The following is a 13730-nucleotide window of genomic DNA, read 5'->3' as shown; positions in this document are numbered from 1 at the left end:
GTGTTGAGCGTCAATTGAATCAATTCAGGATATAATCATCACTTCCGATTCTTATTAGGTTGTATTTATGCTTGAGTTTCTTCCGTTTTCCCGGCCAGCTATCGGCGAGTCAGAGATCGCGGCTGTTGAAAAAGTACTGCGTTCCGGCTGGATCACCACCGGCCCGCAAAATCAGCAGCTGGAAGCGGATTTCTGTCAGCGTTTCGGCTGTAAACACGCCATTGCTCTGGCATCCGCAACTGCCGGTATGCATGTTGCGCTGATGGCACTGGGTGTCGGCCCGGGAGATGAAGTGATCACGCCTTCACAGACCTGGGTTTCCACCATCAATATGATCGAGCTGCTCGGCGCGGTACCGGTGATGATTGATGTTGACCGCGACACACTGATGATTCAGCCGGATGACGTCCGTACGGCGATTACCCCGAAGACCAAAGTCATCATTCCTGTTCATTATGCCGGAGCGCCCTGTGATTTGGTTGCTTTACGTGCTATTGCGCAGGAACACAATATTTTCCTGCTGGAAGATGCCGCACATGCCGTTGGTACCCGTTACCGTGACGAGTGGATCGGCGAAAAAGGCACCGCTATTTTCTCTTTCCACGCGATTAAAAACGTCACCTGCGCGGAAGGCGGATTAATTACTACAGATAACGATGAACTTGCACAGCGTATCCGCTGTCTTAAGTTCCACGGGCTGGGTGTGGATGCGTTTGACCGTCAGATGCAGGGCCGCAAACCGCAGGCAGAAGTGGTCGAACCGGGGTTCAAATATAACCTGTCAGATATCCACGCCGCGATTGCGGTGGTGCAGCTGAGCCGGATGGACGAACTGAACGCACGCCGCGCACACCTGGCACAGCTTTACCGTGAAGCCCTGGAGGGGCTGCCGGTTAAATTGTTATCCGTGCCGGATTACCCGCATCTGCATGCCAATCATCTGCTGATGATTCGTGTGGATAAAGCGGTCTGCGGCATCGATCGCGATACCTTTATGGAGCAGTTAAAAGCGGTCAATATCGGGACAGGTCTGCATTTCCGTGCAGCTCATACCCAGAAATATTACCGGGAACGGTACCCGTCATTATCACTGCCGAATTCGGAGTGGAACACCGCGACATTATGTTCGCTGCCGTTCTTCCCGGATATGAAAGACAGTGATGTGACCCGTGTGACAGACGCAATCAGAGCTATTCTTGCGGAGCAGAAATAAGTGTCATTTAACGAAATTAAGAAAGTCTCAGTGGTAATTCCGGTTTACAACGAGGAAGAGAGTCTCCCTCAGTTGCTGGAACGTACAATCAAAGCCTGTCAGTCGCTGAAGCAGGCGTATGAAATTGTGCTGGTGGATGACGGCAGCCGTGACCGTTCAGCAGAAATGCTGACGCAGGCGGCAGAGATCCCTGAAAACCATGTGGTTGCTGTCCTGCTGAACCGTAACTACGGCCAGCATTCCGCAATTATGGCGGGTTTCAGACAGGCCGGTGGTGATCTGGTGATCACCATGGATGCGGATTTACAGAATCCGCCGGAAGAGATCCCGCGTCTGGTTGAAAAAGCAGAAGAGGGCTATGACGTGGTCGGCACACGCCGCGCAAACCGTCAGGACTCCTGGTTCCGCAAAACCGCCTCAAAAATGATCAACAAAATGATCATCGCCGCAACCGGCAGCGCTATGGGTGACTACGGCTGTATGCTGCGTGCGTACCGCCGTCATATCATCGATGCGATGTTACAGTGTCATGAGCGCAGCACCTTTATTCCTATTCTGGCAAATACCTTTGCCCGTAAAACGATTGAGATTGATGTTAAACACGCAGAACGTGAGTTCGGGGACTCAAAATACAGTTTCCTCAAACTGATCAATCTGATGTATGACCTGCTGACCTGCCTGACTACCGCGCCGCTGCGCCTGTTAAGCATTGTCGGCAGTATCATCGCGGCGTCCGGTTTCCTGCTGGCGCTGTTACTGATTATTCTGCGCGTGGCTTTCGGCGCGCTGTGGGCGGCAGAGGGAGTGTTTACCCTGTTCGCCATCTTATTTATGTTTATCGGCGCACAATTCGTGGCAATGGGTCTGCTCGGGGAATATATCGGGCGGATTTATAACGATGTTCGTGCACGTCCCCGGTATTTTATTCAAAAAGTGGTCGGCGCTCAGGCGAAAGAGACCAGTGAAACTGAAACTCAGGAAAAAAACTAATGAAAGCAATCGTATTTGCCTACCATGATATTGGTTGTGTCGGATTGAAGGCCCTGAAAAAAGCGGGCTTTGATATTCAGGCCGTCTTTACCCATACGGACGACCCGGGTGAAAACCATTTCTTCTCATCGGTGGCCCACGTCAGCGCGGACATGGAATTGCCGGTTTATGCCCCTGAAAACGTTAACCACCCGCTGTGGGTGGATCGCATCCGTGAACTGAAACCGGATGTTATTTTCTCTTTCTACTACCGCGATATGCTGAGCGAAGAAATTCTGGCGCTGGCACCGAAAGGCGCATTTAACCTGCACGGTTCTCTGCTGCCGAAATACCGCGGCCGCGCACCAATCAACTGGGCTGTGCTGAACGGTGAAACCGAAACCGGTGTTACCCTGCACAAAATGGTTGCCAAAGCCGATGCCGGCGATATTGTCGCACAGGAAAAAGTCACTATCGGTGGTGACGATACTTCCCTGATTGTTCACGGTAAAGTCCGTGAAGCCGCAGAAACACTGCTGAACAAAACTTTACCGCTGATTGAGGCCGGTACTTATAAAACCACCGCTCAGGATGAATCTCAGGCAACATACTTCGGCCGCCGTTGTGCGGAAGATGGTCTGATCGACTGGAATCAGCCGGCTGCACAGATCCACAACCTGGTCCGTGCGGTGACAGAACCGTATCCTGGTGCATTCACCTTCCTGGGTGAGCGCAAAATGATCATCTGGCGCAGCCGCGTGCTGGCCGATAACAAAGGCAAACGTCCGGGAACCGTTATTTCTGCGGAACCGCTGGTGATTGCCTGCGGAAACGGCGCGCTGGAAGTGATCAGCGGCCAGGGGGAATCCGGCCTGTATGTGCAGGGTGCCCGTCTGGCAGCGGAAATGGGTATCGTAACTGATGTCCGCGTCGGCCCGAAAGCCACTGCGCAGGTTGCCCGCCGTAAGCGTGTGCTGATCCTGGGTGTGAACGGTTTCATCGGTAACCACCTGACAGAACGTTTGCTGGAAGACGGCAACTACGATATCTATGGTATGGATATCAGCTCTTCCGCGATTGATCGTTTCATCGGTGACGAGCGTTTCCACTTTATTGAAGGCGATGTCAGCATTCACACCGAGTGGATTGAGTATCACATCAAAAAATGTGATGTCATTCTGCCGCTGGTGGCGATTGCCACACCAATCGAGTACACCCGTAACCCGCTGCGCGTGTTCGAGCTGGACTTCGAAGAAAACCTGAAAATCGTCCGTTACTTCGCGAAATACAACAAACGTATCATCTTCCCGTCCACCTCCGAAGTGTACGGTATGTGTGATGACAAAGAGTTTGACGAAGATAATTCACGCCTGATTGTCGGCCCGATTAACAAACAGCGTTGGATCTACTCCGTTTCCAAACAGCTGCTTGACCGGGTTATCTGGGCATACGGCGCGAAAGAAGGTCTGAAATTCACGCTGTTCCGTCCGTTCAACTGGATGGGACCGCGTCTGGACAGCCTGAACTCCGCGCGTATCGGCAGCTCCCGTGCTATCACTCAGCTGATCCTGAACCTGGTGGAAGGTTCGCCGATTAAACTGGTTGACGGTGGTGAGCAGAAACGCTGCTTTACTGATATCCATGACGGTATCGAAGCCCTGTTCCGCATCATTGAAAACCGTGACGGCAAGTGTGACGGCCAGATCATCAACATCGGTAACCCGGTGAACGAAGCGAGTATCCGCGAACTGGCAGAAATGCTGCTCGACTGCTTCGAGAAACATCCGCTGCGTGATAACTTCCCGCCATTTGCCGGCTTCCGTAAAATCGAAAGCAGCACTTACTACGGTAAAGGTTACCAGGACGTGGAGCACCGTAAACCAAGCATCAAAAACGCTGAGCGTTTACTGGACTGGAAACCGACTATCGATACCCGCCAGACTGTGGAAGAGACTCTCGACTTCTTCCTGCGCGGTGCGGTTGAAGAGCTGAGGAACGACGAGTAATGAAAAATGTCGGCCTGCGGGTTGACGTGGATACTTACCGCGGCACACTGGAAGGTGTGCCGCAGTTACTGAAGGTATTTGCGCAGCACGATATTAAAGCCAGTTTTTTCTTCAGCGTCGGGCCGGACAATATGGGGCGTCACTTGTGGCGCCTTTTGCGTCCTAAGTTTCTGTGGAAAATGCTGCGCTCCAATGCGGCTTCATTATACGGCCTGGATATTCTGCTGGCCGGTACAGCGTGGCCGGGTAAGAAAATAGCCCGTGACCTGGGTTACCTGATGAAACAGACGCTGGATGCCGGTCATGAAGTCGGCCTGCATGCGTGGGATCACCAGGGCTGGCAGGCGAAAATCGGCCGCTGGACACCGGCACAAATCACAGAGCAGATTCGTCTGGGTACCGATGCCTTATCACAGGCTACCGGGCAGCCGGTGCAGTGCTCTGCGGTGGCGGGCTGGCGCGCGGATGAACGGGTGATTGAAGCCAAACAGGCATTTGGTTTTGCCTACAACAGTGATTGCCGCGGAACGCATCCGTTTCGTCCGCTTCTTGCAGACGGGACTACCGGAACCGTGCAGATTCCTGTTACACTGCCGACCTATGATGAAGTGGTAGGGCCGCAGGTGGCTGATGCGGATTTCAACGACTTTATCCTCGATGCAATCAGACGGGATCAGGGCGTACCGGTCTATACTATCCACACAGAAGTGGAAGGCATGTCCAAAGCCGCACAGTTTGAGGCATTGCTGGATCGGATTAAAAACGAGGATTTCCGCTTTTGTCCGCTCAGCGAACTGCTGCCGTCTGATTTATCAACATTACCGACAGGCAAAGTGGTACGGGGTGATTTCCCCGGCCGGGAAGGGTGGCTGGGCTGCCAACAAGAGGGATAGCATTACATGCTGAATAACCGGGCGAGTAAAATCGGAGCCTTTCTGCTGGCTCTTTTTTTCGTGTTAACTTACCTTTTCCCGATCAATGATCGTCTGCTCTGGCATCCGGATGAAACCCGGTATGCGGAAATCAGCCGTGAAATGGTGACACAGGGTGACTGGGTCGTTCCCAAATTACTCGATCTGCGTTATTTTGAAAAACCGGTGGCCGGTTACTGGGTGAATAACGTCAGCCAGCTGGTCTTCGGTCATACCAATTTTGCTGTCCGTGCAGGTTCTGTCTTCAGCATCCTTATCAGCACTCTGCTGGTTTACTGGATGACCCTCCTGATGTGGCGCAACCGTCACACGGCATTTGTTGCGTCGCTGGTCTTTGTCTCCATGTTTCTGGTGTTCAGTGTCGGCACATACAGTGTGCTCGACCCGATGTTTGCCATGTGGGTGATTGCCTCGATGGCCTTCAGCTTCAGGGCACTGAAAGCCGAAAATGTGAAAACCAGAATAACCTCCTGGTGCCTGCTTGGTCTGGCCTGCGGTATGGGCTTTATGACCAAAGGCTTCCTTGCGCTGGCGATCCCGGTGGTGGCTATGCTGCCGGTGATGCTGTACCAACGGCGTTTCCTTGAGTTACTGAAATTCGGCCCGCTGGCGGTTTTCTGCGCAGTGCTGATCAGCCTGCCGTGGGCGATTGCGGTTCATCAGCAGGAGCCGGATTACTGGCGCTATTTCATTGTGGTGGAGCACTTCCAGCGTTTCTCAGGTGAAGATGCCCAGCACGCCTCGCCGGTCTGGTACTACATCCCGGTGATCCTGCTCGGTTGCCTGCCGTGGCTGGCGTTACTGCCCGGCGCATTGTTTAAAGGCTGGAAAGAGCGGCGCAATAATCCGCCGATGTTTTTCCTGTTCTGCTGGTTTGTTGCCCCGTTCCTGCTGTTCAGTATTGCCAAAGGTAAACTGCCGACCTATATGCTGCCGCTGATGGCACCGCTGGCTGTGATGATTGCCAAATACGGCGTTGACTGTGTGCGTAAACACCGGATGAAAGCATTACAGGCGAACGGTATTCTGAACCTGACCTTTGGTGCAGTGGCGGTCGCCGGGCTGATCGTTGCCAGTTATCTGGTGAAAAAACCAATCTATCAGCCGGATGAATGGTCCAAAGTGGTACTGGGCATTGTCGCCTTTACTATCTGGGGCATAATCGGGTATCTCTGTTATCTGCTGAAAGCAAAACACTGGCTGTGGGCGGCTTCCTGCTCACTGGTGATCAGTCTGACATTCGGCAGCGCGGTGCCTGATCGTTCCGTGGATTCCAAACTGCCGCAGGCGTTTATCCGCCAGAATATGACTGATCTGGAAAAAAGTCCGTTTATTGTCAGTAACAGTGTCGGCATCGGTGCCGGGCTGGCCTGGGAACTGAAACGCGGTGATATTTATCTGCTGAATAATTCCGGTGAGCTGACTTACGGCCTGAAATATCCGGACAGCGAATACCGGTTGCTGAATGATGCGACGTTCGCTGACTGGCTGGCGGAAACCCGCAAAAAAGGGCAGGTCGCACTACTGGTAACAGATAAAAATGACACCTACGATGCCAAACTGCCGCCGGCGGACAAACGGACTGAAAACAGCCGGATGACCCTCTATATCTATGATAAACAGCCATAAGGTGTGATGGTGTTCGGGCAAATTGTTTTACTGATTATTGTCAGTTTTCTTACCTGCGGCGGCCAGATCTGCCAGAAACAGGCGGTGGATGTCTGGCAGGCGGCGCAGGAAAATGCAAAACGCAGAGGCCTGTACTGGCTGGCGCTGGCGGTGTTTCTGCTTGGCCTGGGGATGCTGCTGTGGCTGAAACTCCTGCAGGTGATGCCGCTGAATATCGCTTATCCGATGCTGAGTATCAACTTTGTGGTAGTCACCCTGGTGGCACAGTTTTTATACGGTGAGCGGGTGACCCGCAAGCACTGGTGCGGTGTGGCCGCGATTGTCACCGGCGTGATTCTGATGGGAGCGGGACACTGATGCGCGGATATCTCTGGGTGCTCGGCAGTGTGCTGTTTGTCACCGCCGCTCAGCTGCTGCTGAAACTGGGCGTGACACAATTACCCGATATTGCACTGAGCTCACAATGGCTGGATATCCGCTGGCTGTTATCTCAGTGGCGGCCGTTTGCAGTCGTTTTCGCCGGATTGGCGGGGTATGTTCTGTCAATGGTGTGCTGGCTGCTCGCGCTGCGGGATTTGCCGCTTAATAAAGCCTATCCGCTTATCAGTCTGAGCTATGTGTTTGTCTATCTGCTGGCTGCCTTTCTGCCCTGGTTTAATGAAGGTGTGTCGCTGATAAAAAGCATCGGTATTATTTTTATTCTGTTTGGTGTGCGTCTGATCCACAGCAAAGAGAAGCCGGCCGCATAGTCACGGGGCGGTTTACTGTTTTATTAAGCCGGCATTAACCGTTAAGCCTGAATTAATCCTCCCTTTTATTCTTTCTTGTATAACAAAAATATCCTGTTCTTCCGTGAATTATTCTGCAGGGCTCTGGTCTTAATGGAAGTAACAGAGATGGTTACCTTATTGTTATAAAATTGTATCCTTGTCCGGAGGTTATATTGGACGTTAACAGCCGTAAGTCCGCGTTTAATGTGGCGTATCCGTCTGCCGCAATGTGGACTGTGTTATTTCTGTTGTTTATTGCAGTGACCTATTTTATTCCTTTGGAATTCCGTGCGTTATGGCAGCCGGATGAAACCCGCTATGCGGAAATAAGCCGGGAAATGCTGGCTGACGGCAACTGGGTGGTGCCGCATCTGCTGGATATCCGCTATTTTGAAAAACCGGTGGCGGGTTACTGGGTAAATAACATCAGTCAGATGCTGTTCGGTCACACACAATTTGCAGTGCGTTTTGGTGTCCTGTTCTCGACGATGATCAGCACATTGCTGGTTTACCGGCTGGCAATGAAAATGTGGGATGAGAAAGTCATCGCCCGTACAGCGGCCTTCCTGTATGCCAGTATGTTACTGGTGCTTGCTCTCGGAACCTACAGTACGCTGGATCCGATTCTGACCATGTGGGTCACACTGGTGATTTACCTCAGTTATGGCCTGACTACCGCACAGTCACGCCGTGCATTGCTGGGCTACTGGATCACCTTCGGGCTGGCCTGCGGCATGGCGCTGATGACAAAAGGCTTTCTGGCATTGGTGCTGCCTGTTATTGCACTGATACCGGTGCATATTTTCTACCATCGCTTTAAAACCATGCTCTGTTATTGCTGGGCGGGAATTGCGGCTGCCGGGCTTATCACGCTGCCGTGGGCGCTGGCGATATATCATGCCGAGCCCGATTTCTGGCGCTATTTTGTGATGGTTGAGCATATCCAGCGTTTTATGAGTAAAGAGGCGCAAAACCTCTCGCCGTTCTGGTTCTTTATTCCGATTCTGTTTGCCGGTGTTTTACCCTGGAGTGGTTTTTTATTCGGGGCATTAAAACAGGGCTGGCAACAGCGCCGTGAAAATAAGCCATTATTCTTCCTGTTGTGCTGGACAGTATTACCGTTCTTATTTTTCAGTATCGCCAAAGGAAAATTACTGACCTATATTCTGCCGGTTATTGCACCACTGACGATCCTGATGGCAGCGTATATCCATACTCTGATTAAGAAACAAGCCGTTTCAATCTTTAAACTGAACGCGGTGATCAATATTATTTTTGGCGGTTGCGCCGTTATTGCCCTGCTGGTAATCAATAATCTGGAAAATACCCTGGTGTATTCTGCCGCTGAGCGCGGTAAATTTATCGGCGCCATTGCGATTTTCCTGTTCTGGATTGTGGTTTCAGCGCTAACCCTGATAAAAGGGTGCCGCTACTGGATGCTAGCGGCATTTTGTACCGTGGCGATCAGTTTATCAGTCAGCTCACTGTTACCGGAGCGGACTGAACGGGCAAACTTACCGCAGATCTTTATTCAGAAGAATGCCGCATTGCTGAAAGATGCCCGTTATATTCTGGTCAATAGTGTTGGCATCGGTACATCAGCAGCATGGGAATTGCAGCGCAGTGATATTTATATGTTTGATCGCCCGGGAGAACTGAAATACGGGCTGAGTGACTTATATCCGGATACCCGGGAAAGGTTCATTTCGCATGATGATTTCGAATCCTGGCTGAAAAATGCTCGTAAAACCGGTAATGTTGCGCTGATTCTGCGTGATCGTCACGGGGTGGATGAGAACGATGTCTCACCGGCCGATGAAATGGTCACTGATGAAAACCTGACATTACTGTATTACCGGAAAATGCCTTAACATCCGGTAAAATACGGCAAATATTGACTTTCACCCGCAGATATTAATACAGTAATGCGGGTTGAAGGTCTGCCGCACCGGGGATAATACAATGAAAATCATATTCCGTTCTCTGCTTTTTATCTGCGTATTAGCCGTTGTCGGCTGTTCATCAACGCCGCGTAAATATCATGCGCCGCCGATAAAAACAGAATTATCGGACCCGATTATGGTGATTGCCCAGTTGCGGGAACAATTATCACAATGGTACGGCACACCATATCATTACGGCGGAATGGATTTAAACGGTATTGATTGTTCCGGCTTTGTCTACCGGACATTTAATGACCGCTTTGCTATTTCTCTGCCGCGCACCACCAAAGCGCAGACAACCTACGGCACCCGGATCGATGTTGAGGATTTACAGCCCGGTGACCTGGTATTCTTTAAAACCGGCGGCGGTGAGAACGGGCTGCATGTCGGCATTTATGATTCTGACCGTGCCTTTATTCATGCCTCGACCAGTAAAGGAGTGATGCGTTCCAGCCTGGATAACGTTTACTGGAAAAAAGTCTTCTGGCAGGCGCGCAGACTTTAAAATCACCGGGATAAATATGCTATCTTATCGGCAGCCTATTTTTTCCGGGGGACAACATGTCGTCACTTCGTCTTTTTATTTCTGATTCCTTTGATCCGTGGTTTAACCTTGCCGTTGAAGAGTGTATTTTCCGGCAGATGCCTGCTGACCAGCGCGTGCTGTTTTTATGGCGCAATAATGACACCGTGGTTATCGGCCGGGCACAAAACCCGTGGAAGGAATGTAATACCCGCAAAATGGAATCTGACCATATTAAATTAGCACGGCGCAGCAGTGGCGGCGGGGCGGTATTCCACGATAAGGGAAATACGAATTTCACCTTTATGGCCGGGAAACCGGAATATGACAAAACGGTTTCCACCAATATTATTCTCAGCGGCTTATCCCGGCTCGGCATTTCGGTATCGGCATCCGGCCGTAATGATTTGGTGGTTAACTGCGAAGACGGTGAGCGGAAAATTTCCGGCTCGGCATACCGGGAAACCAAAGATCGCGGCTTCCATCACGGCACGGTATTAATTAATGCAGATTTAAGCCGTCTGGCGGATTATCTCAATCCGGATCCGAAGAAATTGCAGGCCAAAGGGATCACTTCTGTCCGCTCGCGGGTGACCAATCTGACGGAAATTATTCCCGGGATTGACCATGAGCAGGTGTGCGAAGCGATTAAAGCTGCGTTCTTCGACTATTACGGCGAAAAGGCAGAGGCGGAACTGATTTCACCGGATTCACTTCCTGATCTGCCGGGATTTGCCGAGACCTTTGCCAGACAGAGTAGCTGGGACTGGAATTTCGGCAATGCACCGGCCTTCAGCCATCTGCTGGATACCCGCTTTAAATGGGGCGGGATTGAACTGCATTTTGATGTGGAGCGCGGCATGATCAGCCGGGCGCAGATTTTTACTGACAGCCTTGACCCGGCCCCGCTGGAGCAACTGGCACAACTGCTGACCGGTCAGCGGTACAGCGCTGATGCTGTAACGGCGGTATTCACTGAGCTGATGGCCGGTTATCCGGACATGCACGATGAGCTAATTCAGTTGCGGGACTGGTTGGTGGCAGAGCTTCAGTAAAATATGCCGTTAATCTGAAAGACAATCCGGGTCGGTGCCGTAGGATAGGTGAGGAATAATAAACTGAAGGAGCATATGATGAAAAAACTCATTCCGTTGTTAATCCTGATGGGGGCATCAACCTCCCTGGCTGCAACTGAGCGCGTTACCCTGCATGAAGCGACAGAAAAAGGTGCCGGTAAGGTTATCGGCACTATTGATATTCAGGAAACGGATTATGGTTTGCTGTTTACACCGGCGCTGAATGGGTTACCGCCGGGCGTGCACGGGTTTCACATCCACGAAAATCCGTCCTGTGATGCTGCAGAGAAAGAGGGTAAACCGGTACCTGCCCTGGCCGCAGGCGGCCATTTTGACCCGGCAGGTACAAAAGTTCATGCCGGGCCATATGCTGACGGCCATTTGGGCGATTTGCCGGCACTGTATGTGACTGATGACGGGAAAGCGACCACGCAGGTGCTGGCACCACGCCTTAAAAAACTCAGAGAGATCAAAGGGCATGCCATTATGGTTCATGCGGGCGGTGACAATCATTCAGATTCACCGGCACCATTAGGTGGTGGCGGCGCTCGGATTGCCTGCGGCGTGATAGCAGCAGAATAAAAAATATCCCCGTTTGGCCGGTTGCGGCAGGCGGGGATATTTTTTCAGCTGTTTAGTGTGAACCGCACTCCATAAAACAGCGCGGTTCCGGCAACTGACCGTGATCACGGAATTTTGCCGGTGTGGTATTGAAATGTTTTTTAAAGATGCGGGTAAAGGTTGCCTGTGAGCTGAAGCCATACTGCAACGCGATATCCAGAATAGACATATCGTTATCGCGCAGAGATTTAGCTGCTTCCAGCAGGCGGCGCTTACGGACATACTCACCTAATGTGCATCCCTTGATATCTTTGAAAATACGCTGGAGATGCCATTTTGAATAACCGCTCTTATCCGCAATAGTATCAATCTTGATCCCTTCATTGCGCTGTAACTGGGTTTCCAGCCATTTGATAATATCGTTCACTACACTTTCTGACATGTTCACCTCCCAAAATCGGGCTTACAATCTATAAATTTTAATAGTCACATATGTTATTAACCATATTTTATGAATTTTCCAAGAATTGTGTAGGCAAATCGTGCCTTTCATGATTGAGAATCATTATCAGACCAATAGATGAAACCAATTGTTTTATTACCAGCATATAGCACCATATGTCACCAATTATAGTTTCAATATCGATAGAATCTTCCGACGATAAATATAATTCAGGATGGTTATGTCACAGCAATTTCGGTTTCTTTTTGGGGCAATGGGACGTTTTTTTATGCTGGCACTGATTATGGCTGCCAGTACAGGTCTGTTGTTTGTTGATATTCTGGTTCTTAAGAATGATTTGGGTGAAGACTCGGTGACAGAAATTGTTGCTGAGGTGATGCTGCTGGCAGTGATTGTGCTGTTTTTCCGCAAAGGGCTGCGGGAGCCGGAGGACAGGGCGGGCTTTTTTCTGATAGCCGGATTTTTTGCCAGTATGCTGATCCGGGAATTGGATCAGATTTTTGACTATATTTCCCACGGGGCATGGTTCTGGTTTGCTGTTCCGGTTTCACTGATTGCGATTATCTATGCTTTTCTGCATCCGCGCACGGCGGTTAACGGGCTGTACCGTTTTGTCTCTCATCCGGCATACGGCATGATGGTTACCGGTTTGCTGGTGGTGCTGGTTTTTTCCCGCCTGTTCGGTATGGGAATTTTATGGCGCGGTATGATGGGTGATGATTTTAACCGGCTGGCAAAAAACCTGGCCGAAGAAGGCTGTGAATTACTCGGCTACACCTTATGTCTGCTTTCGGCAATCATGTTTTGCCGCAAACAACGGGTTACGGCAAAACCTGATCAACATTAAGGTGCAAGTAACACAGATGTATTGCCGGTAAGCGGATGGCGGAGCGTTATCAGGTCTGCCTGATAAGTTTCCGCCAGTACCGTTTTTTGCAGCACCCCGGCCGGTGTTCCCTGACGGACAATGCGGCCGTTATTCAGCATTATGACGTGATCAGCATATAAAGAGGCCAGATTCAGGTCATGCAGAATGCAGAAGACCGCCAGGGAGGTTGCACTTACACGCTGTTTCAGCATCCGCATCAGGTGTTGCTGGTGATGAAGATCCAGTGCTGCAGTCGGTTCATCCAGTAATAACAGACGAGGGAGAGGCAGCGGACAGCTTAGTTGCATCAGTGCGCGCGCCAGATGAACCCGCTGTTGTTCACCACCGGAAAGCTGATACCAGCGTTTCTCCAGCAGTGGTTCACAGGCCGTCAGGTGTATCACTTCATCTGTGGTTGATTGGTGTATGTACTCTCTGTGCAAATCCCCCAATGCAATAATATCTCTGACCCGGTAGGGGGCAGAGATAACACTTTGTTGTGTCATGACCGCCCTGATTTGTGCCAGTGCACCGGCAGACCAGGACGCCATTGGTTTTCCGCGCAGCATGATCTGACCACTGTCACAGCGATAATAGCCGCTGAGTAAACGAAGAAAAGTTGATTTACCTACGCCGTTCGGGCCGGTAACCGCAGTGATGGTTCCGCAGTGCAAAGTCAGGGAGATATCACTGACTACCGGCTGTCCGTGACGGGAAAAACTGACATTCTCTGCAACCAGCACCGGTGGCGGATTATTGACGGTTATACGGGGCATA

14 protein-coding genes are annotated in these 13730 nt (G+C 51.1%); 12 read left to right on the top strand and 2 right to left on the bottom strand.

Features of this window, described 5'->3' with window-relative positions:
* Positions 1-67 precede the first annotated feature (67 nt).
* The 11 genes from arnB (at position 68) to sodC (ending at position 11643) form a co-directional block, all read left to right on the top strand.
* Entirely contained in the window at positions 68-1213 is a 1146-nt protein-coding gene (gene arnB, locus HMPREF3119_RS19505) for a UDP-4-amino-4-deoxy-L-arabinose aminotransferase (RefSeq protein ID WP_004235375.1), read from the top strand.
* Complete coding sequence (gene arnC, locus HMPREF3119_RS19500) at positions 1214-2203, top strand: undecaprenyl-phosphate 4-deoxy-4-formamido-L-arabinose transferase (protein ID WP_004239985.1); 990 nt, start codon at positions 1214-1216, stop codon at positions 2201-2203.
* Positions 2203-4188 carry a bifunctional UDP-4-amino-4-deoxy-L-arabinose formyltransferase/UDP-glucuronic acid oxidase ArnA gene (gene arnA, locus HMPREF3119_RS12480; RefSeq protein ID WP_070579891.1) on the top strand — a complete coding sequence of 662 codons (1986 nt, stop codon included), beginning with the start codon at positions 2203-2205 and terminating at the stop codon, positions 4186-4188. The genes arnC and arnA overlap by 1 nt, the downstream gene beginning before the upstream one ends.
* Positions 4188-5081: a 4-deoxy-4-formamido-L-arabinose-phosphoundecaprenol deformylase gene (gene arnD, locus HMPREF3119_RS12475; protein ID WP_004235382.1), complete on the top strand. Its 894-nt coding sequence runs from the start codon at positions 4188-4190 to the stop codon at positions 5079-5081. Before arnA ends, arnD begins: the two co-directional genes overlap by 1 nt.
* Before the next feature lie 6 nt (positions 5082-5087).
* On the top strand, positions 5088-6749 hold the full coding sequence (gene arnT, locus HMPREF3119_RS12470) for a lipid IV(A) 4-amino-4-deoxy-L-arabinosyltransferase (RefSeq protein ID WP_004235384.1): 1662 nt from the start codon (positions 5088-5090) through the stop codon (positions 6747-6749).
* Between the two features lie 6 nt (positions 6750-6755).
* On the top strand, positions 6756-7106 hold the full coding sequence (gene arnE / locus HMPREF3119_RS12465) for a 4-amino-4-deoxy-L-arabinose-phosphoundecaprenol flippase subunit ArnE (protein ID WP_046893562.1): 351 nt from the start codon (positions 6756-6758) through the stop codon (positions 7104-7106).
* Positions 7103-7498 carry a 4-amino-4-deoxy-L-arabinose-phosphoundecaprenol flippase subunit ArnF gene (arnF, locus tag HMPREF3119_RS12460; protein WP_210388502.1) on the top strand — a complete coding sequence of 132 codons (396 nt, stop codon included), beginning with the start codon at positions 7103-7105 and terminating at the stop codon, positions 7496-7498. Before arnE ends, arnF begins: the two co-directional genes overlap by 4 nt.
* A gap of 194 nt (positions 7499-7692) precedes the next feature.
* Positions 7693-9390: a lipid IV(A) 4-amino-4-deoxy-L-arabinosyltransferase gene (arnT, locus tag HMPREF3119_RS12455; RefSeq protein WP_051456258.1), complete on the top strand. Its 1698-nt coding sequence runs from the start codon at positions 7693-7695 to the stop codon at positions 9388-9390.
* 91 nt (positions 9391-9481) lie between these two features.
* Positions 9482-9967 (top strand): C40 family peptidase, encoded by a 486-nt coding sequence (locus HMPREF3119_RS12450; RefSeq protein ID WP_004235392.1) that lies wholly within the window; start codon positions 9482-9484, stop codon positions 9965-9967.
* A gap of 56 nt (positions 9968-10023) precedes the next feature.
* Positions 10024-11040, top strand: a complete 1017-nt coding sequence (locus tag HMPREF3119_RS12445; protein WP_004235393.1) for a lipoate--protein ligase — start codon at positions 10024-10026, stop codon at positions 11038-11040.
* A 75-nt stretch (positions 11041-11115) separates the two neighbouring features.
* Complete coding sequence (gene sodC, locus HMPREF3119_RS12440) at positions 11116-11643, top strand: superoxide dismutase family protein (protein ID WP_004235395.1); 528 nt, start codon at positions 11116-11118, stop codon at positions 11641-11643.
* Positions 11644-11695: 52 nt separating this feature from the next.
* Here sodC and HMPREF3119_RS12435 read toward each other — a convergent pair whose 3' ends face one another.
* The gene (locus tag HMPREF3119_RS12435) at positions 11696-12064 is read right to left on the bottom strand and encodes a helix-turn-helix domain-containing protein (protein WP_004235398.1); all 369 of its coding nucleotides are present in this window, start codon (positions 12062-12064) and stop codon (positions 11696-11698) included.
* Between the two features lie 241 nt (positions 12065-12305).
* On the opposite strand from HMPREF3119_RS12435, the gene HMPREF3119_RS12430 reads away from it, so the two are divergent.
* Complete coding sequence (locus HMPREF3119_RS12430) at positions 12306-12932, top strand: hypothetical protein (protein WP_064483587.1); 627 nt, start codon at positions 12306-12308, stop codon at positions 12930-12932.
* On the opposite strand, the gene HMPREF3119_RS12425 is transcribed toward HMPREF3119_RS12430, so the two are convergent.
* Complete coding sequence (locus HMPREF3119_RS12425) at positions 12929-13729, bottom strand: heme ABC transporter ATP-binding protein (RefSeq protein WP_070579884.1); 801 nt, start codon at positions 13727-13729, stop codon at positions 12929-12931. The genes HMPREF3119_RS12430 and HMPREF3119_RS12425 overlap by 4 nt on opposite strands.
* Between the last annotated feature and the right edge of the window lies 1 nt (position 13730).

Source organism: Morganella sp. HMSC11D09 (assembly GCF_001807955.1).
Classification (GTDB): domain Bacteria; phylum Pseudomonadota; class Gammaproteobacteria; order Enterobacterales; family Enterobacteriaceae; genus Morganella; species Morganella morganii.
Note: the sequence above shows the minus strand (reverse complement) of the source record. Positions and strands in the feature narration are given on the sequence as shown.

Coding starts and splice junctions, on each gene's coding strand:
- HMPREF3119_RS12435 (WP_004235398.1), bottom strand. CDS start 12,064: ATGTCAGAAAGTGTAGTGAACGATATTATCAAATGGCTGGAAACCCAG.
- arnB (WP_004235375.1), top strand. CDS start 68: ATGCTTGAGTTTCTTCCGTTTTCCCGGCCAGCTATCGGCGAGTCAGAG.
- arnA (WP_070579891.1), top strand. CDS start 2,203: ATGAAAGCAATCGTATTTGCCTACCATGATATTGGTTGTGTCGGATTG.
- arnD (WP_004235382.1), top strand. CDS start 4,188: ATGAAAAATGTCGGCCTGCGGGTTGACGTGGATACTTACCGCGGCACA.
- HMPREF3119_RS12450 (WP_004235392.1), top strand. CDS start 9,482: ATGAAAATCATATTCCGTTCTCTGCTTTTTATCTGCGTATTAGCCGTT.
- arnE (WP_046893562.1), top strand. CDS start 6,756: ATGGTGTTCGGGCAAATTGTTTTACTGATTATTGTCAGTTTTCTTACC.
- HMPREF3119_RS12425 (WP_070579884.1), bottom strand. CDS start 13,729: ATGCCCCGTATAACCGTCAATAATCCGCCACCGGTGCTGGTTGCAGAG.
- sodC (WP_004235395.1), top strand. CDS start 11,116: ATGATGAAAAAACTCATTCCGTTGTTAATCCTGATGGGGGCATCAACC.
- arnT (WP_004235384.1), top strand. CDS start 5,088: ATGCTGAATAACCGGGCGAGTAAAATCGGAGCCTTTCTGCTGGCTCTT.
- HMPREF3119_RS12445 (WP_004235393.1), top strand. CDS start 10,024: ATGTCGTCACTTCGTCTTTTTATTTCTGATTCCTTTGATCCGTGGTTT.
- HMPREF3119_RS12430 (WP_064483587.1), top strand. CDS start 12,306: ATGTCACAGCAATTTCGGTTTCTTTTTGGGGCAATGGGACGTTTTTTT.